The organism is Kitasatospora sp. NPDC033851, assembly GCF_055576085.1.
This window is the reverse complement of the sequence record NZ_JBVIRL010000019.1, coordinates 37,387-58,305: the sequence shown is the minus strand read 5'-3', so window position 1 is coordinate 58,305 and position 20,919 is coordinate 37,387. Positions and strand designations below refer to the sequence as shown.

The 20,919-nt window shown below is 73.7% G+C and carries 19 protein-coding genes; 12 read left to right on the top strand and 7 right to left on the bottom strand.

Annotated elements, in window-relative coordinates; translation table 11 throughout:
* Positions 1-42 precede the first annotated feature (42 nt).
* On the top strand, positions 43-627 hold the full coding sequence (locus ACZ51D_RS30185; protein WP_465622598.1) for a TetR/AcrR family transcriptional regulator: 585 nt from the start codon (positions 43-45) through the stop codon (positions 625-627).
* Between the two features lie 33 nt (positions 628-660).
* Here the strand turns inward: ACZ51D_RS30185 and ACZ51D_RS30180 are convergent, their stop codons facing one another.
* Positions 661-978, bottom strand: a complete 318-nt coding sequence (locus tag ACZ51D_RS30180) for a cupin domain-containing protein (protein ID WP_360496004.1) — start codon at positions 976-978, stop codon at positions 661-663.
* Positions 979-1,113: 135 nt separating this feature from the next.
* Between ACZ51D_RS30180 and ACZ51D_RS30175 the strand changes: the two genes are divergently transcribed.
* Positions 1,114-1,377, top strand: a complete 264-nt coding sequence (locus tag ACZ51D_RS30175) for a hypothetical protein (protein ID WP_360496002.1) — start codon at positions 1,114-1,116, stop codon at positions 1,375-1,377.
* Positions 1,378-1,541: 164 nt separating this feature from the next.
* Here the strand turns inward: ACZ51D_RS30175 and ACZ51D_RS30170 are convergent, their stop codons facing one another.
* Entirely contained in the window at positions 1,542-2,699 is a 1,158-nt protein-coding gene (locus ACZ51D_RS30170; protein WP_360495999.1) for an acyl-CoA dehydrogenase family protein, read from the bottom strand.
* 288 nt (positions 2,700-2,987) lie between these two features.
* Between ACZ51D_RS30170 and ACZ51D_RS30165 the strand changes: the two genes are divergently transcribed.
* Positions 2,988-4,154: a TetR/AcrR family transcriptional regulator gene (locus ACZ51D_RS30165; protein ID WP_465622595.1), complete on the top strand. Its 1,167-nt coding sequence runs from the start codon at positions 2,988-2,990 to the stop codon at positions 4,152-4,154.
* Between the two features lie 135 nt (positions 4,155-4,289).
* Here ACZ51D_RS30165 and ACZ51D_RS30160 read toward each other — a convergent pair whose 3' ends face one another.
* A complete protein-coding gene (locus tag ACZ51D_RS30160; protein ID WP_465625280.1) occupies positions 4,290-4,613 on the bottom strand; it encodes a hypothetical protein in 324 nt (107 codons plus the stop codon).
* Between the two features lie 268 nt (positions 4,614-4,881).
* Between ACZ51D_RS30160 and ACZ51D_RS30155 the strand changes: the two genes are divergently transcribed.
* From ACZ51D_RS30155 to ACZ51D_RS30130, 6 genes are all read left to right on the top strand, one after another.
* The gene (locus tag ACZ51D_RS30155; protein ID WP_465625282.1) at positions 4,882-6,786 is read left to right on the top strand and encodes an ATP-binding protein; all 1,905 of its coding nucleotides are present in this window, start codon (positions 4,882-4,884) and stop codon (positions 6,784-6,786) included.
* A 131-nt stretch (positions 6,787-6,917) separates the two neighbouring features.
* Positions 6,918-9,320: a coiled-coil domain-containing protein gene (locus tag ACZ51D_RS30150; RefSeq protein WP_465625284.1), complete on the top strand. Its 2,403-nt coding sequence runs from the start codon at positions 6,918-6,920 to the stop codon at positions 9,318-9,320.
* Between the two features lie 123 nt (positions 9,321-9,443).
* Positions 9,444-10,097 carry a DedA family protein gene (locus ACZ51D_RS30145; RefSeq protein ID WP_465625286.1) on the top strand — a complete coding sequence of 218 codons (654 nt, stop codon included), beginning with the start codon at positions 9,444-9,446 and terminating at the stop codon, positions 10,095-10,097.
* A gap of 182 nt (positions 10,098-10,279) precedes the next feature.
* Complete coding sequence (locus ACZ51D_RS30140) at positions 10,280-12,124, top strand: threonine/serine exporter family protein (protein WP_465625288.1); 1,845 nt, start codon at positions 10,280-10,282, stop codon at positions 12,122-12,124.
* Positions 12,125-12,212: 88 nt separating this feature from the next.
* Positions 12,213-13,286, top strand: a complete 1,074-nt coding sequence (locus ACZ51D_RS30135; protein WP_465664019.1) for a hypothetical protein — start codon at positions 12,213-12,215, stop codon at positions 13,284-13,286.
* A 241-nt stretch (positions 13,287-13,527) separates the two neighbouring features.
* Complete coding sequence (locus ACZ51D_RS30130; protein WP_465625292.1) at positions 13,528-14,883, top strand: C40 family peptidase; 1,356 nt, start codon at positions 13,528-13,530, stop codon at positions 14,881-14,883.
* A gap of 109 nt (positions 14,884-14,992) precedes the next feature.
* Here ACZ51D_RS30130 and ACZ51D_RS30125 read toward each other — a convergent pair whose 3' ends face one another.
* Positions 14,993-15,316: a hypothetical protein gene (locus ACZ51D_RS30125; protein WP_465625294.1), complete on the bottom strand. Its 324-nt coding sequence runs from the start codon at positions 15,314-15,316 to the stop codon at positions 14,993-14,995.
* 136 nt (positions 15,317-15,452) lie between these two features.
* Here ACZ51D_RS30125 and ACZ51D_RS30120 point away from each other — a divergent pair, with 136 nt between their 5' ends.
* A complete protein-coding gene (locus ACZ51D_RS30120; RefSeq protein WP_360495959.1) occupies positions 15,453-15,974 on the top strand; it encodes a GNAT family N-acetyltransferase in 522 nt (173 codons plus the stop codon).
* A gap of 73 nt (positions 15,975-16,047) precedes the next feature.
* Entirely contained in the window at positions 16,048-17,328 is a 1,281-nt protein-coding gene (locus tag ACZ51D_RS30115; RefSeq protein WP_465664018.1) for a GNAT family N-acetyltransferase, read from the top strand.
* A gap of 105 nt (positions 17,329-17,433) precedes the next feature.
* Here the strand turns inward: ACZ51D_RS30115 and ACZ51D_RS30110 are convergent, their stop codons facing one another.
* A complete protein-coding gene (locus ACZ51D_RS30110; protein WP_360495953.1) occupies positions 17,434-18,234 on the bottom strand; it encodes a TetR/AcrR family transcriptional regulator in 801 nt (266 codons plus the stop codon).
* Positions 18,235-18,416: 182 nt separating this feature from the next.
* Between ACZ51D_RS30110 and ACZ51D_RS30105 the strand changes: the two genes are divergently transcribed.
* Positions 18,417-18,956, top strand: a complete 540-nt coding sequence (locus ACZ51D_RS30105) for a GNAT family N-acetyltransferase (protein ID WP_465625300.1) — start codon at positions 18,417-18,419, stop codon at positions 18,954-18,956.
* Positions 18,957-19,043: 87 nt separating this feature from the next.
* Here ACZ51D_RS30105 and ACZ51D_RS30100 read toward each other — a convergent pair whose 3' ends face one another.
* Both ACZ51D_RS30100 and ACZ51D_RS30095 read right to left on the bottom strand, forming a co-directional pair.
* Positions 19,044-19,523, bottom strand: a complete 480-nt coding sequence (locus ACZ51D_RS30100; protein WP_360495947.1) for a macro domain-containing protein — start codon at positions 19,521-19,523, stop codon at positions 19,044-19,046.
* Between the two features lie 9 nt (positions 19,524-19,532).
* On the bottom strand, positions 19,533-20,888 hold the full coding sequence (locus ACZ51D_RS30095; RefSeq protein WP_465664017.1) for an MFS transporter: 1,356 nt from the start codon (positions 20,886-20,888) through the stop codon (positions 19,533-19,535).
* Between the last annotated feature and the right edge of the window lie 31 nt (positions 20,889-20,919).

Below are 20,919 nucleotides of genomic sequence, written 5' to 3'. Positions count from 1 at the left end.
CCGTGCAAGACATCTGTGCAGTCCTTCCGTAGGATCGGGGGCATGGGAAACCGCGAAGACCTGATGGCAGGCGCCAAGCGCTGCCTGTACGAGAAGGGCTACGGGCGCACCACCGCCCGCGACATCGCCACCGCCTCGGGTGTCAGCCTGGCCGCGATCGGCTACCACTTCGGCTCGAAGGACGCGCTGCTCAACGCGGCGATGATCGAGGCGATCGGCGAGATGGGGGAGGCCCTGGGCGTGGTGGTGTTCGCCGCCAACCAGGTGTCGGACGACCCGGAGGTGCGCTTCGCCGCCGTCTGGAACGGCCTGCGGGACGTCTTCGTCGAGCACCGGGGGCTCTGGGCGGCCCAGTTCGAGGCGCTAGCCCAGGCCGCGCACGCCCCCGACCTGGCGCAGGCATTCACGGAGGCACAGAAGGAGGGCCGGCTGGGGCTCGCCGCCCTGTTCCAGGGGCTGACCGAGGTGCCGGACACCGAGGAGGAGGTCGTCCGCGGCGCCTTCTACCAGACCCTGCTGGCCGGTTACGCCGCCCAGTGGCTGGCCGCGCCCGAACTCGCGCCCAGCGGACAGGACTTCCTGCGGGGGCTGCGGCTGGTCAGCGCCAGCGTCTTCACGTCCGGCTGAGCGGTTCGGTTCGGCTCGGTTCGGCTCGGGCCGTCAGGTCGTGACGGCGGTCAGCAGCACCACCGAGTCGACGTGCGCCAGCAGCCCGTGCCGCTCCTGCGGGACGGGCTCCAGGCGGCCGGTCGACAGCTCCAGCCGCCGCCCGGCGATGGTCAGCGAGACCCGGCCGCGCAGCACTTGGACGCTTCCGGCGGTGGGCGGGTTGTGCTCGTCCAGCGCGGTTCCGGCGGTCAGCGCGATCACGGTCTGCCGCAGGGCGCCGTCGTGCAGCACCAGGTGGGCGCTGCGCCCGTGCGGGCTCTCGGCCGCGAGGGCGGCGTGTTCCACGGCGAGCTGTTCGAGATCGGGCATCGCGCCGCCTCCTCACTCCGTGTGCCCAGGGTCGCGGACATCCCGGCCTCCCGCACCCGGAGCGGTCCGGCCCGTGCGGGCCAACCCCGAGCGGTCCGAGGTGCAGGCCTCGCCGACTTCCCGCATCGTGGAGGCATGGCGACCAAGCAGATTTTCAACGGGTTCCAGGTCAACCGCTCACTGGTGACCGGGGGCGTGGCGCTCACCGCGATCGGCACCGTGCTCAGCGCGACCGGGGCGGCCATGGTGTGCGCGGCACTGATCACGGCCGGCCGCGGCTGGGTGCGCGGCCTGGAGACCCCGCCCACCGCGCTCGCCCACCGCGCCCTGCGCGAGGCGCGGGTGGCCTCCTCAGCCGGCTGGGAGGCCTGGCGCGCCGAGCACAGCTCGCCCAACTGAGCGACCCGCCCAACTGAGTGACCCGCCCGCCGGACACCAGCCCCGGGGACACCAGCCCCGGGGACATCAGCCCCCCCGGACAACAGCCCCCGGACAGCGGCGCGGCGGGCCGCCATGGGGGTGCGGCTCGCCACGCCGTCGGGCCCGAACGGACCCGAACGGGCCTACAGCCCGAGCGACTTGGCGATGATGCTGCGCATGACCTCGCTGGTGCCGCCGTAGATCCGGAACACCCGGTTGTCGGTGTAGAGCCGGGCGATCGGGTACTCCAGGATGTAGCCGTAACCGCCGTGCAGCTGGAGGCACTTGTCGATCACGGTGGAGGCCGACTCGGTGCAGAACAGCTTCGCCGCGGCCGCGTCGGCCACGGTCAGCTCGCCGTGCTGGTACAGCTCCAGCGCGCGGTCCACCATCGACTGCTGCGCCACCACCTGGGCCTCGCAGTCGGCCAGGGTGAACTTGGTGTTCTGGAACTCGGCCACGGCCTTGCCGAACACCTTGCGGTCCTTGACGTACTGCACCGCGAACCGCACCCCCGCCGCGGCCGCCGCGTACGCGCCGACGGCGATCGCCAGGCGCTCCTGGACCAGGTTGTGGGTCAGGTAGGAGAAGGCCTTGCCCTCCTCGCCGAGCAGGTTCTCCACCGGCACCTTGACGTCGCTGAAGGCCAGCTCGGCGGTGTCCGAGGTGCGCAGGCCGATCTTCTGCAGCTTGCGGCCGACGGTGTAGCCCGCCGAGGTGGTGTCCACGCAGAGGATGGACAGGCCGGCCCGGCGGTTGTCCGGGTCGTACGGGGCGGTGCGGCAGACCACCAGGACGAGGTCGGCCAGCACGCCGCCGGTGATGAAGGTCTTGGCGCCGTTCAGGACGTAGTGGGTGCCGTCGTCGGAGAGCCGCGCGGTGGTGGTGATGCCCGCGAGGTCGGAGCCGGCGCCCGGCTCGGTCATCGCGATCGCGGTCATGATGTCGCCGGAGACGAAGCCGGGCAGCCAGCGCCGTTTCTGCTCCTCGTTCGCGTACTCCAGCAGGTACGGCAGCACCAGTCCGGTGTGCACGCCGGAGGAGCCGAAGCTCACGCCCGCCCGGGCGGTCTCCTCGGCGATCACCGCCTGGTACTTGAATCCGCTCTCGCCCGCGCCGCCGTACTCCTCCGGCACCTCGATGCCGTAGACGCCGAGCGCGCCGAGCTGCCGGTAGAAGTCGCGCGGCGGGTGGCCCTCGGCCTCCCAGCTCTCGTAGACCGGGACGACCTCGCCCGCGATGAAGTCCCGGATGGTCTCCCGGAAGGCCTCGTGGTCCTCGTTGAACACGGTGCGGCGCACGGCGGCGCTCCCTTCGACGGTGCCGGCCGGAGCTGCCGGCGGGGCGGAACGTACCAGGTGATGGCCCCACAAGTTAATCCCGGGTAGCTTCGGCTGTCCAGAGTCGACAGGCGTGGAAATCAAGGTCGGCGGGGGCGCCAAGTGAATCCTTGCTAGCCTTCGGTCGACGCCCGGACGGCACCGGGTGGGGCGCCCGGACGGCACCGGGTGGGGCGTTCGGAGCCGTACGGGCGGGGTGCTCGGAACGGTACGGGCGGAGTGTCCGGCCGGACGGGAGGGAGGCGTGCCATGGTGGTCCGACGGCCGCGCGGGCGGCGTGCCCAGATCCTCGCCGTGGCTGCCGACCGCTTCCACCGCAGCGGCTACCACCAGGTCTCGATGACCGAGGTCGCCGCCGGGGTCGGCATCACCGCGCCCGCGCTCTACCGGCACTTCCGGGGCAAGCCCGAACTGCTCGACCGCGCCGTCCGGTTGGGGCTGGACGAGCTCGCCGAAGGGCTGCGCGCGGCCCGTACCACCGAGGAGCTCGGCGCCGCGCTGGCCGCCGTCGCGGTCGGCCACCGCCCGCTCGGCACCCTGGTGCAGCGCGACGCCCGGCTGCTGCCGCCGGACCGGCGGGCCGCGCTGCGCCGTGAGCTGCGCGCGGACGTCGCGCCGATGACCGTCGTACTGCGTGCGGAGCGTCCCGAACTGGCGTCGGATGACGCCGAGTTGCTCTGCTGGTCGGCGCTCTCGGCCTGCGCCGGGCTCTCCTACCAGTCGGCCGTGCCGCAGCCCCGCCGTGCCGAGGCGCTGCTGCGCGAGCTGGTCGCGGCCGTCCTCGCGGTCTCGCTGGACGGCACGACCGTCGAGCCCGCGGCCGGACCGGCGCCCGAACCCGGGCCGCAGGCCCGCCGGGAGGAACTGCTCGCGGCGGCCGTCCGGCTGTTCCACCAGCGGGGCTTCGACAACGTCAGCACCGACCAGCTCGGCGCCGCCGTCGGCATCTCCGGCCCCAGCGTGTACCGGCACTTCGACAGCAAGGCCCACCTGCTCGCCGCCTCGCTGGTGCGCAGCCGGGAGCGGCTCTGGCACGAGGTGGGCGGCGCGATCGCGGCCGCCGACGGGCCCGGGGCGGCGCTGGCCGCCGGGCTGGACGCGTACGTGGGCTTCGCGCTGCGCAACGGCGACTACCTGGGCGCGATGCTCAGCGAGACGGAGCGGCTGGCCCCGCCCGACCGGCGGGCCGCGGTGGACTTCCGGCGGGACTTCCTGCGCACCTGGGTCGGCCTGCTGCGGCAGGTGCGTCCGGAGTACGACGCGGCGGCCGCCCGGATCCGGGTGCACGCGCTGTTCGCGCTGGTCAACGACGGGGTGCGGAACCGCCCGCACAGCACCCGGCCGGATCTCGGGGACTGCCTGCTGCGCCTCGGCCGGGCCGTGCTTGGCCTGCCCTGGCCGCCTTCACCGTCGTGACTGCCCGGAAACCCTGACTGCCCGGAAACCTGACTGCCCTGATACCTCGACTGCCCTGAGACGCGACACGGGCCGGGCGCCCGCCCCCTGGAATTCGTCCAGCGCGGGGCGGGCACCCGGCCCGGTGGGCGCGGCCTAGTTGAGGACGTTCGGGTAGTACACCCGGGCGTCGACGTTGCCGTTGCCCTGCAGGGCGCCGATGTTCCCGCCGTTGCCGGTCACGGCGAGGCCGTTGTTCTGGTTGCTCGCGCCCGAACCGGTGGCCGTCTGCTGGGTGTTGACCACGTTGCCGTGGACGTTGCCGATGATGTTGTTGGAGCCGACGTTGTTCACGACGCTGCCGTTGGAGTGGTCGATCGCGCCGGCGCTGTTGTCGGCGTGCGCGGTGGCGGCACCGACGCCGACGAGGAGGAACGCCCCGAGGGCGGTGACGGCGGCGGCTGCGCGAATACGGGACACGCTGGTCTCCCTGACTGGAAGTGCGAATTGTGGCGCGCTTCGGAGTGGCCGCTCCGAGGCGCCGTTGCCTGACGTCGCCCGCTCAGCATTCACCAGCGATGTGGACGAACTCCATCGAATGGGTGGCAATTCCTCCGATGGTGGAGGCCTGGTCAATTGGGGTTGACCGCAGTTCGTCAGTCCGGAAGGCCGGCCGTCCGTCAGCCCGGAAGTCGGTCAAGAAGAAAGAAATGGTGGGCAGATTGTCGCACTGGCACACTGGGGACCCATGTCTGAAGGTGCCCCGCTCGAGCCCACCCCCGTCGAGGAACTGCGGACGACCGAGGTCGATCTCGGCGGCCTGGTGAACGTCCTCGCCACCCACCTCTACTCCACCCCGCTGGTCGCCCTGCGCGAACTCGTCCAGAACGCGCACGACTCGCACACCCGCCGGCTCCTGGAGGACCCGGAGGGCGACCACCGCCCGCTGATCCGGGTGCGTGCCGACGCCGCCCGGCGCACCGTCTCCATCGAGGACACCGGGGCCGGACTCACCGAGCCCGAGATCCACTCCTACCTCGCCACCGTCGGCACCGGCTACACCCGCATGCTGCGCGAACTGACCGGCAATCAGGAGCTGATCGGCGCCTTCGGGCTGGGCTTCCTGTCCGCCTTCTCCATCGCCGACGAGGTCACCGTCACCACCACCTCGCACCGCGAGCCGCGGCTCGGCCACCGCTACCGCAGCCGCGGCGGCGAGCAGTACCGGGTCGAGCCGGTGCCCGCCCGGCCCCGCCCGGGCACCGTGGTCGAGCTGGCGCTCAAGGCCGAGCAGGCCCACCTCGCCGACGAGCCCACGCTGCGCGAAGTCCTCGCCCGGTACTGCGTGCTGCTCCCGATCCCGGTCTACGTCGGCGACGACGAGCAGCCCGTCAACTCCGTCGAGGTGCCCTGGCGCCAACGGGTGGAGGGCGACCGGCACGCCGCCCGGATGCGCTTCGCCACCGCCTTCGGCCGCCGCTTCGAGCCGCTCACCGCCTTCCCGGTCCAGCCGGTCGACGGCGGCACCGACGCGATCGGCCTGCTCTGGGTCCAGGACGGCGGTACCTACGGCAGCAGCGACAACCGCGACCTCGCCGTCTACCTGCGCGGCATGCTGCTCGCCGAGGACGCCCGCGACCTGCTGCCCAGCTGGGCCGGGTTCATCGGCGGGGTGGTCGAGTCCAGCCGGCTCACCCCCACCGCCAGCCGCGAGGACCTCCAACGCGACGAGCACTACCGCGCGCTCCAGAAGGCCCTCACCGACGCCATCGTGGACGGCCTGTACGAGACGGCCCGGCTGCGACCCGCCGCCTGGCGCCGCATCCTCACCCGGCACGGCCAGGACCTGCTCGGCGCCGCGCTCTGCGACGAGCGGCTGTTCACCCTGCTCGCCGACGACGTCCCGGTGCCCACCTCGCAGGGCGACCTCACCGCCGGAGCGCTGCGCGCCGCCGGAGGGGGAGCGGTGCACGTCGCGCTCGGCAGCGGCGGCGGCTTCGAGGAGATGCTGTACCGGGCCATGCGGGTGCCGATCGCGCGCGGCGACCGCTACGCCGTGCTGCCCTTCCTGCGCCGCTACGCGCAGCTGCGCGGCTGCCGGCTGGTCGAGCTGGGCAGCGAGCAGGGCAACCGCGAGCTGTTCCGCGACCCGGAGCGGCCGCTGCCGGAGGGGGAGGCGGCCTGGCTGGCCGGCGCCCTCGCCGACCAGGGCGAGCAGCTCGTCCCGGCCCGCTTCGACCCGCCCGGCCTGCCGCTGGTGCTGGTCCCGGACCGCGAGGCCGAGCTGAAGGCCCGGATCGAGGACGACCAGGCGGACGCCCGGATCCCGTCCGCCGCGCTGCGGCTGGCCCGCGCCTTCACCGCCCGCACCGACGGCGAGGTCAGGGCCCGGCTCTACCTCAACCTGGCGTGCCCGGCCGTCCAGGACCTGCTCACCGCCTACCGCACCGGACACACCGGCAGCGCCACCGCCGCCGGGCTGCTCCGCTCGCTCAAGGTGATCATGGCCGCGGCCTCCTCCGGTCCCGCCGAGGGCGACCTCACCGCCGCGCTGACCGGCGTCGGCACCGCGGTGTCCGCCCTGACCGCCGCCGTCCCGGCCGGGCTGCCGGACGTCCCGGACAGCCCCGGCGCCCTGTCGGACGAAGCGTGACCGGCGAAGCCTGACGGACGAAGCCTGACCGGCGAAGCAAGACCGGCGAAGCAAGACCGGCGAAGCGTGACGGACGGATTGTCAGTGGTCCGCGGTAGACAACTCATCAGCACGACGCAGAGGGAAGAAGCATGACCACCGACATCTGGTCCTGGGTGCGCGACGCCCACCGGCAGTTGGTCGAGGCCGGTCACCACCGGCTGGCCGAGGCCATCGTCGACCTGCCCGAGCACGCCACCGAGGGCCGCAACGACCAGCTGGACGCGCTCTACCCGGAGGCCCTCGCCGCCGCGCGGTCGCTCGACCTGCCCTGGGTCGAGGTCTACCTGCGGCACTGGCGGATGCAGAACCTGCTGAACAAGCGCCAGCAGGGCGAGGCGGTCATGCCCGAGGCGATCGACCTGCTGGAGTTCGCCCACCGGGAGGAGACCGTCGGCTGCCCGCAGTCCGTCTGCGTGGTGCAGGACTTCGCGATCTGCCACGCCCGGGTCGACGGGCCCGGGTACGTGACGGAGCGGCTCGAGGTGGTCGGCGAGACGCTCGACCGGATCGAGCCCGGCCGCGCCTGCTACGACTGCCTCTCCCGCGAGTACTCCGACGCCCTGGAGGACGACGGCCGGGCGGCCGAGGCGCTCGACCACCTGGACACCGCCGCCAACCGGATGCGCGCGGCCGGTCAGCGGATCTCGCTCCGCTTCCACCAGGCCCGGGCCGGCACCCTGCACCTGCTGGGCCGGTACGAGGAGGTGCTGGAGCTGCTGGACACCGCCGAGCGGGCCGAGCAGGCGCAGGGGCACCGGCTCGACGAGCGCGACCAGCGCTGGGGCGCCCTGCTGCGGGCCCGCGCGCTCGCCGCGCTCGGCCGGACGGAGGAGGCGCTCGCCCTGCTCCCCGACCGGGCCGAGGCCGAGCTCCACGCCGACCTGCGGCCCGCCTGGACACAGACGGTCGAGCTGCTGGTCGCGGCCGGCGCATGGGAGAACGACGCCGACCTGGGCGCCGTGCTGGCCGGCTGGGTCGGCTACCTGGACGGCGCCGGCGCGCACCGTCCGTGCGTGGACCTGCTGCTGGCGGCGGGCCGGCTCGCCCTCGCCCGCGGCGCCCGCACGGTGGCGCTGACCCTCGCCGCGACCGGGGCGCGCAAGCTCACCCGGCTGCGCCGCACCGACGGTGTGGCCGAGGAGATCGCCGCCCTGCGCGCGGCCGCCGAGGCGCTGCCGGAGCCCGCGCTGCCCGTCCCGCCGGGCGAACTGACGGCGTACCTGGCCGAGGCCGAGGTGCCCTTCGAGGTCGGCGCCGACCTGCTCTCCGTCGCCCTGGACCGGTACCGGGATGAGCCGGCCGGCGCCACCGGGCTGACGGTGCTCCTGGCCACCGTGCTGGGCGGGCTCGGCCACGCCCGGGCCGCGGCCGACCTGCTGTGGCGGCGGCTGGAGGCCGACCCGGGGGCCGGCGAGCTGACCGGCACGCTCGGCGAGCTGCTGATCGACGCCCGGGACGCCGAGGGCGTGCGCCGCCTCGCCGACCGGCTGTCTCTCACGGCCCCGGCCGACGGGCACTGGATACGCGCCCGCTGGGCCGCCGCCGAGAGCCGCTGGAGCGAGGTGCTGGAGCAGTGCGAGGCGATCCTCGCGCTCGACGACGAGGTGCTCAACACCCGCCGCCTCGCCGCCCGCGCCGCCACCGAGCTGGGCGACCACGCCACCGCGCAGCGGCTCTACCAGGAGCTGCTGGAGCGCGCGCTGCCCGCCGAGCCCACTCCGGACGAGGAGGGCCCGGAGGCCGCGACCCCGGCCGCGAAGGCCTCGGACGAGGAGGACCATCGGACGGTCCGGGAACCCGACCTCTGGCACCTGATCACCGCGGCCAGCGCCAACCGGGACTGGGCGGTGGTCCGCTCCACCGGCGCGCTGCTCGGCATCGAGTTCGACGAGCCCGAGGGCCCGGTGGACGAGGAGTGGCAGCTGGTCACCATCCGGGCCACCCGCACCAACGGCGCGACGGCCGACCTGCCCGCCATCCGGACCGGACCGGCCACCGCCCGCGTCCTGCCGGTGCTCGGCGACGACCTGACGCTCAACCACGGCGACGTGGTGGTCTTCTCCCCGGCGCTGCTGGAGGGCCCGCCGGCCGAGGACGCCCCCGAGGAGGAGCGGCGGCGCTGGCGACCGGTGTTCGAAATGCTCACCCTGCTCGACCCGGCGGGGTACACCACCTACTGGATCGACGGCGGCTGGCCCGGCGACGAACCGTGGGGCACCCTGCGCGAGCGGCTGCAGGAGGCCGGCTACGCGGTCTGGGCGTACAGCGGGGAGCAGTACCGGATCACCGACCCGGCCGACGAGGACGAGACGCTGCCCGGCATCTACGCGGCCCTCGGGGTGCCGCCGGTCGCCTCGGCCGCCGAGGCGGACGCGCTGCTGCACCGGCTGACCGGCGGCTGGCCGCACCCGCTCGCCTGGCCGGCCCTGGCCGAGGCCGCCGGCGCGGACCTCGCCCGACACGAGGAGATCGTGGAGCGCTACGGCCTCTGACCGCTCCGGTACGACCGCCCCCGGCCCGACGCGGGCCGGGGGAACCTTTCCACTCCCGGTCGAGTCTTTGTCAATGCTTTACTTTTTCATGACCGAGACTCGACCTCCGGGAGTGCCCGCACCGTGACCAGCCTCGCCCTCGGCCCGTCCTGGCTCGACCCGACCGCCCTGATCTCCACCTTCGGTCCGCTCGGCATCCTGGCCATCGTCTTCGCCGAGTCCGGCCTGTTGATCGGCTTCTTCCTGCCCGGCGACTCGCTGCTGTTCACCACCGGCCTGCTGGTGGCCGGCGGCACCTACCTGCACCAGCCGCTCTGGGTGGTCTGCGCGCTGATCGTGGCCGCGGCGGTGGCGGGGGACCAGGTCGGCTACCTCTTCGGCCGCAAGGTCGGGCCGGGCCTGTTCCGCCGCCCCGACTCCCGGATCTTCCGGCAGGAGAACGTCGAGAAGGCCGCCGCCTTCTTCGACCGGCACGGGCCCAAGGCGATCGTGCTGGCCCGCTTCGTGCCGATCGTGCGGACCTTCACGCCGATCGTCGCCGGCGTGAGCAGGATGAACTACCGCACCTTCGTGGTGTTCAACCTGGTCGGCGGCGTGCTGTGGGGCGGCGGGGTCACCGTGCTCGGCTACTTCCTGGGGCAGATCCCGTTCGTCCGGGACAACATCGAGGCGATCCTGGTCGCCATCGTGCTGGTCTCGGTGATCCCGGTGGTGGTCGAACTGCTGCGGGCCCGCCGGTCCGGCGAGGTTCCCGCCACCCGCAACCGCGCCGGGTAGGCGCCCGCCGCCCAGGCCGTGGGACGTCGCGTACATGTGCGTCAGGCTGTTCGATCAGGCATGGTGTAACCCGAGATCGAGCGGTGGCCGGCGGCCACCAGGGGCGGCAAGGAGCGGAAGTGCCTAAGCGGGGCCGACCGGGTGCGGGCAAGCGGGCGAGGGGAGGCCGGGCAGTCCGCCGGGTGCGGCAGACACCCCCGAAGCCGGTGCACCCCTCCGAGGCCCCGCCCACCGAGGGCCTGCTCGGGCACCCCGCCCCGCCCGTCGATCCCACCATCGTCGTCCCGTTCGTCCTGCCCGTCCCGGAGACCAAGGGCCTGCTGACGCCCGAGCCCGAGCCGCTCCCCGAGCCCGAGCCGTTCCCGGAGCCCGAGCCGCTCCCCGAGCCCCGGACCGAGCCGCACCCCGAGCTCACCGTCGACGCGCGTCCTCAGGACGCGGGCCCTCAGGACGCGGGCCCCCGGGACGCGGGCACCGGGAGCGTCCGCCCGGCCCGTCGCCGTTCGGTCGCCGAGGACACCCTCACCCCCGAGGAGTGGCGGGCGGCCGGCTACACCCCGCCCGCCGGCATCCCGGTCGCGGACCTGACCCCCGGCGCCCCCGGCGAGGCGCCGTGGCCGGACCGCATGCGCACCCTGCTGCGCACCCCGATGTTCGAGCGCCCCGCGTTCGAGCGGACCGCCCGCGAGATGCACCCCTCCGCCGGTGCCGCCCGCAACGTCCCCCGCATCCTCGACCTGACCCTGCGCATCGGCGAGCTGCTGCTGGCCAGCGGCGAAGCCGCCGAGGACGTCGAGGCGGCGATGCTCGGCATCGCGCACGCCTACCGGCTGGACCGCTGCGAGCCGCAGGTGACCTTCACCCTGATCGGCATCTCGCACCAGCCCTCGCTGGTCGAGCCGCCGGTCACCGCCGACCGCGTGGTGCGCCGCCGCACCTCCGACTACACCCGGCTGAACGCGGTGTACGAGCTGGTCGCGGACATCACCGCGGAGAAGGTGTCGGTCAACGACGCCTACCGCCGGCTCGCCCTGATCCGCCGCAACCGGCACCCGTACCCGGCCTGGCTGCTCGCCCTGACCACCGGTCTGCTGGCCGGCGCGGCGACCTTCCTGGTCGGCGGGCAGATCGACGACAAGGCCTGGCTGGTCTTCGCCAGCGCCTTCATCGCGGCCGTCCTCGGCGACCGGCTGGCCTCCGGGCTGGCCCGGCGCCGACTGCCGGAGTTCTACCAGTTCGTGGCGGCCGCGATGCCGGCCGCCGCCTCCGGGATCATCCTGTCCTTCAACGACTTGGGCCTGCGCGGCTCGGTCGTGATCACCGGCGGCCTGTTCGCCCTGCTGCCCGGGCGTGCCCTGGTGGCCGCCGTCCAGGACGGCCTGACCGGCTTCTACATCACCGCCGCGGCCCGCCTGCTGGAAGTGATCTACCTGGTCGCGGGCATCGTGATAGGCGTCATGGTGATCCTCTACCTGGGCGTCGGCGCCGAGGCGAAGCTGCGGCCGGACGAGAGCCTGGCGGGGACCAGTACCCCGCCGGTCCAGCTGGTCGCCGCGATGCTGCTGACCCTGGCCTTCGCGACGCTGCTGCAGACCGACCGCCGCACGCTCGCCCTGGTCACGGCGAACAGCGGCATCGGCTGGGCCAGCTACGGCGCGCTGGTCTACAACGCGGGCGTCAACCCGATCGCGGCGACCGGGGTGGCGGCCGGCCTGGTCGGCCTCTTCGGCCAGCTGATGGCGCGCTTCCGCAACGGTTCGGCGCTGCCGTACGTGACCGCCGCGATCGGCCCGCTGATGCCGGGTTCGGCGCTCTACCTCGGGATGCTCGCCTTCGCCCAGGGGCATTCCAGCGCCGGCCTGGTGTCGGTCTTCCGGGCGGCGGCGATCGCGATGGCGCTGGCGGTCGGGGTGAACCTCGGTGGGGAGATAGCCCGGCTGTTCCTGAAGCTGCCGGTCGGTGCCGAGCTCCCGTCGCTCTACCCGGCGGTGCCGCGCCGGGCGGCCAAGCGCACCCGAGGGTTCTGACCGCGCGTTGACCCGTGTTGGACCCGTATTGGGCCCCGGGCCATGTCACGGCAGGCTGCACGCAGGACCAGGAACGAAGGTAAGACGCATGACCACACTGCTGGACAGCTACCGCGAGCACATCGTCAACGCGCAGAAGCAACCGCTGTTCCTGCTGCTGGTCGGCTTCATCACGTCCTTCGTCTTCATCCGGTTCAGCGTCCGGATGATCCGCGCCCAGGTGCGCTGGTGGCCCGGCAACGTGACCCCCGGCGGCCTGCACATCCACCACATGGTGTTCGGCCTGGGCTTCCTGCTGCTCGGCGGCATCGGGGTGTTCGCCACCTACGGCGGCCAGCCGTGGATGGACTGGTTCGGGCTGGCCTTCGGTATCGGCTGCGGCCTGGTGCTGGACGAGTTCGCGCTGATCCTGCACCTGGACGACGTGTACTGGGGCGAGCAGGGCCGCAAGTCGGTGGATGCGGTGATCTTCGGGATCCTGTTCACCGCCCTGCTGCTGATCGGGTACGTGCCGTTCGGCGCGCTGCCCGGCGAGGAGACCAGGTGGGGCCTGATCACGGTGATCTCGGTGAACGCGCTGGCCTCGGTGATCACCCTGCTCAAGGGCAAGGTGTGGACCGGGCTGCTCGGAATCATGGTTCCCGGCCTGTCCTGGATCGGCGCGATCCGGCTGGCCCGCCCGAGCAGCCCCTGGGCCCGCTGGCGCTACTCCACGCGCCCCCGGCGCCGGGCGCGTGCGCTGCGGCGCGAGCGCCTGCTGCACCGGCGCGCCGACCGGGCCCGCACCTGGCTCTTCGACCTGATCGCCGGCGCCCCCGACAAGGTGCCCGCCAACCATCCCGCCGCCCACCGGGTCGCCGAGCGGATGGCCGCCCGGGCCAGCGCCCACCTCGACGCGCACGCCGCCCGGGCGCTGGCCCGCCGTCAGGCCCGGCTGGCCGACCGCCGCTCGGCGGCCGCCGCCGGGGCGACGGCCAAGTCCACGACCGCGGACGGCCCGGCGTACGCGGCCGGCCCGGGCCGCTCCCACCGGGCGCGGCAGCGCCGCCGTACGGTCCGGGCCGGGCGCAGCCGGACCTATGCCGTCGGCCCGACCGGGCTGGAGCGCCGGCCCGAGCGACACCCCCGGCTGCGGACGCACACCCGCCGGATCCACCGGTAGTTCGCATACCGCCTGCATCCGGCCGGAGCTGAATCCTGGTCGGATCATCTGATGATCACTCGACCGGCGGAGCGCTTTCCGGGTCTGAAGGCCGCCGGAATTGAGAATATGAGCGTCATGTGACCGTTCTGTCATGTGATGGGATGATTCGTCCGGACTTCCTGCCGCCCGGCCACCGCCTGCCCGTGCGCCGCGCGCCGTCCGCCGCCGTCCCCTCCGGACCCGTGAGAAGGGATGTCGCGTGGCGCGCAGGCTCCTGCCGACCCTCCTGTTGTCGCTCACCGCCCTGCTCGGGCTGCTCCCCGCCGCCCAAGCCGCCCAGGCCGCCCCGTCGACCGGCGAACCGCTGGGCGGCGAACCGGCGACGACCGAACAAGCCGGCCGCGAACCGGCCGGCCGCGGACCGGCTGTCGGTGAACCGGCGCTCGGCCGGACCCGCGGCGAGGAGCCGTACCCGAGCACCGAGGACATCGACCGCGCCCGGGCCGAGGCCGAGCGGAAGGCCTCCTCGACCGCCGCCCTGGAAGCCGCGCTCACCGCCGCCCGGACCGAGCTGGACCGGGCCGGACGCGGCGCCGAACAGGCCGTCGAGGCCTACAACGGCGCCCAGCTCGCCCTCACCCGGGCCCGCGCCGAGGAGGGCGCCGCCGTGCGGCGCGCCACCACCGCCGAGGCCGAACGGTCGGCCGCCGCCGAGGACGCGGCCCGGCTCGCCGCCGAAACGTACCGCCAGGGCGCGGGCGCCGAACTGTCCGCGCTCAACGCGCTGCTCGGCGCCCACGGCCCGCGCGAGGCGGGCGACCGCGCCGCCGCGGTCCGCCAGGTCAGCGAGCGCACCCGGCAGATCCTGGACGCCGCCACCTCCACCGCCGCCGCCGCCCGCACCGCCTCCGCGGCCGCCCGCACCGCCACCGGGACCGCCGAGAAGGCCGCCGCCGAAGTCGGTGCGGCCAGGGCACGGGCCGAGCAGCGGCTGGCCGCCCAGCAGGGCGAGGTGGCCGCCGCCACCCGGCACCGCGAGCAACTGCTCACCGAACTGGCCGCCGCCCGGAACACCACCGTCGAGCTGGAGCGCAAGCGCCGCGAGGCCCTGGAGGCGATCGCCGCCCGCGAGGCCGAGGCCGCCGCCCGCGCCGCCGCCGAGCAGGCCGCCCGGGAGGCCGAGGCCGCCGAAGCCGCGGCGGCCTCCGCCCAGGCCGCCGCCGTACCGCCCGCCGCGCGCCCGTGGTCCGCCGAGGGCGCGGCCGCCGCGGTCGCCTTCGCCAAGTCCAAGATCGGCCTGCCCTACATCTGGGGCGGCGAGGGCCCGGCCGGCTACGACTGCTCGGGGCTGACCATGATGGCCTGGCGCGAGGGCGGCCGGCCGCTCAACCACTTCGCCGCCGACCAGTACGCCCAGAGCACCCGGATCGGCTACCGCCAGCTGCGCCCCGGGGACCTGGTGTTCTGGACGGACACCGGACGCGCCGCCGACATCTACCACGTCGGGCTCTACATCGGCGACGACCAGATGATCGAGGCCCCGCGCGCGGGCATGCCGATCAAGCAGGCCAGCCTCTGGATCATGGGCACCCCGGACTTCTACGCCCGGCCGTGAGGCCCGGCCGGGTGCTCGGGTCGTGAGGGCCGGTCGCGAACTCGGGTCGTGAGGGCCGGCCGTGAACTCGGGTCGTGAGGGCCGGCCGTGAGCCCCGGCCGCCCGCAGGCTACCGGTCGAGCAGGGCGTCCGGTTCCTTCCGGCGGGCGCGCAGTCCCACGCAGGTCCAGATCCAGGCGGTGCAGAGCGGGAGCGTCAGGATGGCGACCGCGACCGCCTCGCCGATCCGGCCGATGACCTGGGAGTCGCAGACCTCCCGCAGGTGGAAGCCGGGCGGCTCGTAGAAGGCCGGCGAGCCGCAGTCCCCGCCGACCCGGGCGAGGATCAGCCAGGCCGCCCAGGCCCAGCCGAGGACCGTCAGCATGCCCAGCACCATCGCCGTGGTGCTCCGGGCCCCGTGCTCCTTCGACACTCGGAGTTGTTCGTCCTCCATGGCTCCCCCCGGGAGATCGTCCGTACCTGAACCGGCACGAGGATGGTGGCAGGAAGGGCGCCCCCACACCAGTGTCGGTGGTCGGCGTTAGCGTGGACGCTCGACCGTGGTGAGCCGACCGTACTGAGGAGGCGTCATGCTGTTGCGCGATGTTCGGGCAGGGGATGTCGAGGCGTACGTCCGGATGCGCTGCGACCCGGTGATGATGGCCGAGTTGGGCGGGCCGCTGCCCCGGGAGCGGGTGGAGGAGCGGCTGCGCAAGGACGTGGTCGAGGCGGCGGCGGACCGCTACTGGGCCAGGATGATCGTCCCGGACGGCACCGAGGACGGCGAGGTCGCGGGCACGGTCAACCTCTGGTCGGGCGAGGAGGACGGCCGGACGGTCTCCGAGATCGGCTGGATGGTGCTGCCCGAGTACCAGGGCCGCGGGCTGGCCAAGGCGGCCGTCCGCCGGGTGCTGGACGCCGCCGCCGAGGACGGCCGCTGGGGCGAGGTGCACGCCAACCCGGGGACGGGCAACGGCCCGTCCAACGGGATCTGCCGGGCGCTCGGCTTCCGGCTGCTCGGCGAGCGGGACCTGGGCTTCGCGGGCCGCGTCCTGCGGACCAACCACTGGGTGGTGGTCCCGGGGAAGCACCTCGGGGCGGGCACGGACTGACGTCGGGTACGGATCAGCGTCGGGTACGGATTAATCAGGTGCCGCTGCCGGAGGGCCGCCGTACGGTGGCCCCATGGGCAACAGCATCGATCACACGGCCGTCGACACCGTGAACGGGCTTCGGGTACGGGCGGTTGCCGAGGACGAGGTGGCGGCCTGGGACCGCGCGCTGACCTGTGGCTTCCTGCGTCCGCACGTGGCCAGCGCGGCGGAGGTGCGCCGCCGGCAGTGGGAGCCGGGCCGGATGCTGGCCGGCTTCGACGGCGACCGCCAGATCGCCACCTTCCGCAGCTACGACGCCGAGTTGACCGTCCCAGGCGGGGCCGTGATCACGGCCGACGCCATCAGCCACGTCACGGTCAGCGCCACCCACCGGCGCCGGGGCCTGCTCAGCACGATGATCCGCCGGGACCTCGCGGCCGCCGCCGAACGCGGCACGGCCGTCGCCATCCTGATCGCCGCCGAGTACGGCATCTACGGCCGGTTCGGCTTCGGCCCGGCCACCCGGTGCGCAGGCCTGCGCGTCGACCTGCGCCGCGCCCGGGGCCTGCGCGAGGGGCTGCCGGGCGTGCCCGGCGGCCGGATCGACCTCGTGACGATGGCGGAGGTGCGCGAGCTCGGGCCCGGCCTGCACGAGCGCTGGCGGCGCACCCAACCGGGCGCGATCGACCGCGACAAGCTGTGGTGGCAGCGCGCCACCGGTGAGGTCCAGGTGCCGGGCTTCGACTTCAAGGAGCCGTTCGCGGCCGTCCACCGGGACGCCGACGGCACGGTCACCGGCCTGGTGGCCTACCGGATCGACGGCAAGTGGGACGGTGACTACCCCGACTCCACACTCACCGTCGAGGAGTTCACCGCTCTCGACCTGCCCACCACGATCGAGCTCTGGCGCTTCCTGCTGTCCGTCGACTGGGTGGCCAGGATCGCGATGCCCAACGCCTCCCCGGACGAGCCGCTGCCGCTGCTGCTCCGGGACCGGCGCGCGGTCACCCCGCACGAGGAGAGCTCCGACTTCACCTGGCTGCGGGTGCTGGACGTCGAGGCCGCGTTCGGCGCCCGGACGTACGGCGCCCCCGGCCGGGTGGTGCTGGAGGTCGATGACAAGCTCGGCTTCGCGTCCGGCCGTTGGGCGCTCGAGGTCGCCGCGGACGGCACCGGCCGCTGCACCCGCACCGGGGAAGACGCCGACCTCGCCCTCGGAGCCTCGGAGTTGGGCTCGCTCTACCTCGGCACGGAGACCGCCCCGAGGCTGGCTGCGGCCGCACTGGTCACCGAGCTGCGCCCGGGTGCGGCGGCCGCCGCGGACCTGCTGCTGCGCGCCCCGCTGCAGGCCTGGAACCCGGACATCTTCTGAGCCACGCGAACCTGCCTGGCTCTGCCTGGCTCCGCCCGGACGCGCCGGAGGCCGGCCCCACTGCGGGGCCGGCCTCCGGCGCGTCCGAGTCGCTTCCCTCGGGCGCTACTTGACCGCCGTCTTGCCGATGGTCGGCAGGATGAAGTCCTGGATCAGACCCTTGGCGTCGCGGACGATCGGCCGGAAGACCCGGTAGCGCGACAGGTTGATCACCCGGGCCGCCAGCGGCGTCGAGCGCCGCACGAACTCCCTGGTCCGCTCGGTGTCCGGGGTGCGGTCGAAGACCCAGTAGAGCACCACGATCATCAGGTGCAGCCACAGCACGTCGGGCAGCAGCTCGACCAGTTCGGCGTCCAGCTTGGGCGCCAGTTCCGAGCCCTGCAGGACCTCGCGGAACAGTTCGACGGCCGTCGCCCGCGCCGGGTGGGACTCGTTGGAGAACGGGCTCAACGAGCTGGTCGGATCGGCGGCGGTGCGGAAGAACTGCGCGGAGAACTCGTGGTACGGCGCGGCCGTGTCGAGCCAGGAGTCCAGCGCGATCTGCAGCCGCTCGGAGAAGTCCCGGGTGTGGGCCATGCGGCGTTTGGCGTCGGCCGCGTGGTCGTAGGTCATCCGGTCGTAGAACCCCTGGATCAGGAATTCCTTCGCCGAGAAGTAGTAGTAGGCGTTGCCCACCGAGACGCCCGCCTCGGTGGCGATCGCGCGCATGGTGGTCTTCTCGTAGCCCCGTTCCTGGAACAGCCGCATGGCCGTCTCCAGGATCAGCGCCCGGGTCGCCTCACTCTTGTCGGTCTTCGGCTGCGCCCGGCCGCCGGGCATGGGCCCGCCCTCCGCGCCGGGTGCGGCCGAAGCCTCGGTCGCACCGTTCTCGCCGTCCGTTCGGTTCGTCGCTGCCAGGTCGTCCACGGGCACGAGCCTAGCCGGAGACGAGGCTCCAGCCGGTGTCGGTGTTCGTGGCACCGGATGCCCCCTCCGCACCCGGTGCCACGCCCGCCACCCCCCGTGATTCGAACACGTTCAAAAGCTTGGCAGAACTGTAGACGCTTCGGTTGAACATGTTCAACTCATCTCTGTGGGAGGCTGGTCACATGATCAGTTCAGGGCAGACCGTTATCCGGCGGGGTGGCGCGCAGGACGCCGAGTCCATCGCCGAGCTGCACGCCCGCAGTTGGCGCACCACCTACCGGGGCATCGTCCCGGAGGAGGCGCTCGGCGACGGGATGATCGCCCAGCGGCGCGAACTGTGGCAGCTGCGCCTGGACGCGGACTACGGCGAGCCGGAGAACACGCCCGAGCTGCTGGTCGCCGAACGGGACGGGGAGACGGCCGGCTTCATCTACCTCGTCCCGCAGCCGGACGGCCGGGTGCTGATCGACAACCTGCACGTGCGCCCCGGCCTGACCAGCGGCGGCATCGGCCACGCGCTGCTGGCCGCAGCGCATGTCTTCGTCGCCGAGCGGCACCCCGGGGCCGAGCTCTTCCTGGAGGTGCTGCGCGACAACACCCGCGCGGTCGCCTTCTACGAGCGCGAGGGCGCCGTGCGGGTCCGGGCACAGGAGGGCGTTTTTCCGGGCGGGTTCCTGCTGCCCGAGTACGTGTACGCCTGGCCGGGCCGGTCGGAGTCCTAGACCGGTCGGGAGTGGCCCCGAGCCGGACGTGGCCCGAGCCGGATGTGGCCCGAGCCGGATGTGGCTCAGAGCCGGAGCCGGGGTCGGTCAGTCGACGTCGTAGACGGTCACCGGCACACCACGCGCCGTCAGTCGGGCGGTGACCAGCGGCTCGACCTTCGCCCAGCGCCCGCCCGCCAGTCCGCAGCCGAGCCGCGGCATGTGGACGGAGGCGCCGAGTTCGAGCGCGCGGTCGCCCAGCGCGGCCAGGCCGGTGTCGATGGCCTCGTACCGCACCGGCACCCCGGTGGAGCGCCCGGTCCGGATGCCGCGCTGGCCGACCAGGTTGGCCACCCAGACGTACGGCTCCACCTGCACCAACTGCAGGGCGCCGAGGCCGAAGTCGTTCTTCGCCCGCTCCCGGTGCCAGCGTCTGTACGCGGACTCGGGCTCGGGCCAGCGTCTGGAGAGCGCGAGCACGAAGCCCTTGCCCCAGCCGCCGAGGTCGTTGCAGATGTGCGCGATCACCTTCACGCCCTTGCCGAGCGGCGTGGTGGCATCGCCTCGGACGTAGGTGATTTCCGCCATGCCTCGAAGTTAGACCGAGGCACTGACAACGCGCTCGGAATTTTCCGGCGCCCGCTGTGCCTGCTGTGCCCCCAGCGCCTGCTGTTCCTGCTGTTCCTGCTGTGCCCGCCCGGCTGCCGTGGCCTTGCGCACCGTCAGGTGCCGCCGTCCGGCCAGCGCGATCAGCAGCGCGAGCGCGGCGGCCGTGGCCGGAAGCGCGTAGCCGGTGCCGGGGGCGGCCTGTTCGGCGAGCGTCCCGGCAAGCGCCGCACCGGCCGAGATGCCGACCACGATGCCGGACACCGCCATCGCCATGCCCTCGTTGAACTGGCGCTGCGGCAGCAGTTCCTGGACCAGCGTCATCCCGGTCACCATGGTCGGCGCGGTGGCCGTGCCGGCGGCGAACAGCCCCAGCCCGAGCACCCCGAGGCCGGCTCCGCCCAGCCCGGCGGCGAGCGGCAGCAGCAGCACCCCGGCCATCGCCGACGCCCCGATCAGGAAGCGCGTGCCCGGCGCCCGACGTGGTGTCAGCAGTCCGAACAGCAGCCCCGCCACGCAGGATCCGGCCGCGAAAAGGGCCAGCAGCACGCCGGCCGCCGCCTTGTGCCCGTGCGCGTCGGCGTACGCCACGGTGGTGATCTCGGTCGCGCCGAAGACCATGCCGGTCGCCAGGAAGGTCAGCACCAGCACCCGCAGCCCGGGCACCCCCAGCGGGGAACCGTGCCGCTGCCCGGCCGACGTCCGCGCCTTCGTCGAGGGGGCGGGAAGCGGCGGTTCGGTGCGCCGCTGGGCGGCGAACAGCAGGGCGCCGGTGGTGCCGAGCGTGCCGGCGGTGAGCAGCCCGGCCTCCGGGGCGAGCGTGGTGCAGAGCAGCATCGCGAGCACCGGCCCGGCCATGAAGCAGAGTTCGTCCAGCGCCTGCTCGAAGGAGTTGGCCAGGTGCCGGGCGGCCGGGTCGTCCCGGTACAGGTGCGCCCAGCGGGAGCGGGCCATGCCGCCGAGGTTGGGTGCGGCGGCGCAGGCCGCGTTGCTCAGGTACAGCGTCCAGTCCGGTGCGTCGAACCGGACGCAGAGCAGCAGGGCGGTGAGCGGGACGGCGTTGTACAGCGCGGCCGGTACCGTCACCCGCGTCTGCCCGTACCGGTCCACCAGGCGGCCGATCAGTGGCATCCCGATCGCGCCGGTGACCAGCCCGGCCGCCGAGACCGTCCCGGCCAGCCCGTACGAGCCGCGCCGCTCGGAGAGCAGCACCACCAGCGAGACGCCGGTCATCGACAGCGCGAGCCGGCCGAGCAGCCCAGCCAGGGTGAAGGCGAGGGCGCCGGGGGCCGCGAACAGCCGCCGGTAGGAGTAGGAGTGGGAAGCGATGAGGGCGCGCGAGGGCAAGCGGGCTCCTGGGAAGGAAGAAGGGGGGACG

What these genes read in the sequence shown, in the direction of transcription:
- ACZ51D_RS30185 (WP_465622598.1), top strand. Translation starts at nt 43, where the DNA reads ATGGGAAACCGCGAAGACCTGATGGCAGGCGCCAAGCGCTGCCTGTAC.
- ACZ51D_RS30180 (WP_360496004.1), bottom strand. Translation starts at nt 978, where the DNA reads ATGCCCGATCTCGAACAGCTCGCCGTGGAACACGCCGCCCTCGCGGCC.
- ACZ51D_RS30175 (WP_360496002.1), top strand. Translation starts at nt 1,114, where the DNA reads ATGGCGACCAAGCAGATTTTCAACGGGTTCCAGGTCAACCGCTCACTG.
- ACZ51D_RS30165 (WP_465622595.1), top strand. Translation starts at nt 2,988, where the DNA reads ATGGTGGTCCGACGGCCGCGCGGGCGGCGTGCCCAGATCCTCGCCGTG.
- ACZ51D_RS30155 (WP_465625282.1), top strand. Translation starts at nt 4,882, where the DNA reads ATGTCTGAAGGTGCCCCGCTCGAGCCCACCCCCGTCGAGGAACTGCGG.
- ACZ51D_RS30150 (WP_465625284.1), top strand. Translation starts at nt 6,918, where the DNA reads ATGACCACCGACATCTGGTCCTGGGTGCGCGACGCCCACCGGCAGTTG.
- ACZ51D_RS30135 (WP_465664019.1), top strand. Translation starts at nt 12,213, where the DNA reads ATGACCACACTGCTGGACAGCTACCGCGAGCACATCGTCAACGCGCAG.
- ACZ51D_RS30125 (WP_465625294.1), bottom strand. Translation starts at nt 15,316, where the DNA reads ATGGAGGACGAACAACTCCGAGTGTCGAAGGAGCACGGGGCCCGGAGC.
- ACZ51D_RS30120 (WP_360495959.1), top strand. Translation starts at nt 15,453, where the DNA reads ATGCTGTTGCGCGATGTTCGGGCAGGGGATGTCGAGGCGTACGTCCGG.
- ACZ51D_RS30115 (WP_465664018.1), top strand. Translation starts at nt 16,048, where the DNA reads ATGGGCAACAGCATCGATCACACGGCCGTCGACACCGTGAACGGGCTT.
- ACZ51D_RS30105 (WP_465625300.1), top strand. Translation starts at nt 18,417, where the DNA reads ATGATCAGTTCAGGGCAGACCGTTATCCGGCGGGGTGGCGCGCAGGAC.
- ACZ51D_RS30100 (WP_360495947.1), bottom strand. Translation starts at nt 19,523, where the DNA reads ATGGCGGAAATCACCTACGTCCGAGGCGATGCCACCACGCCGCTCGGC.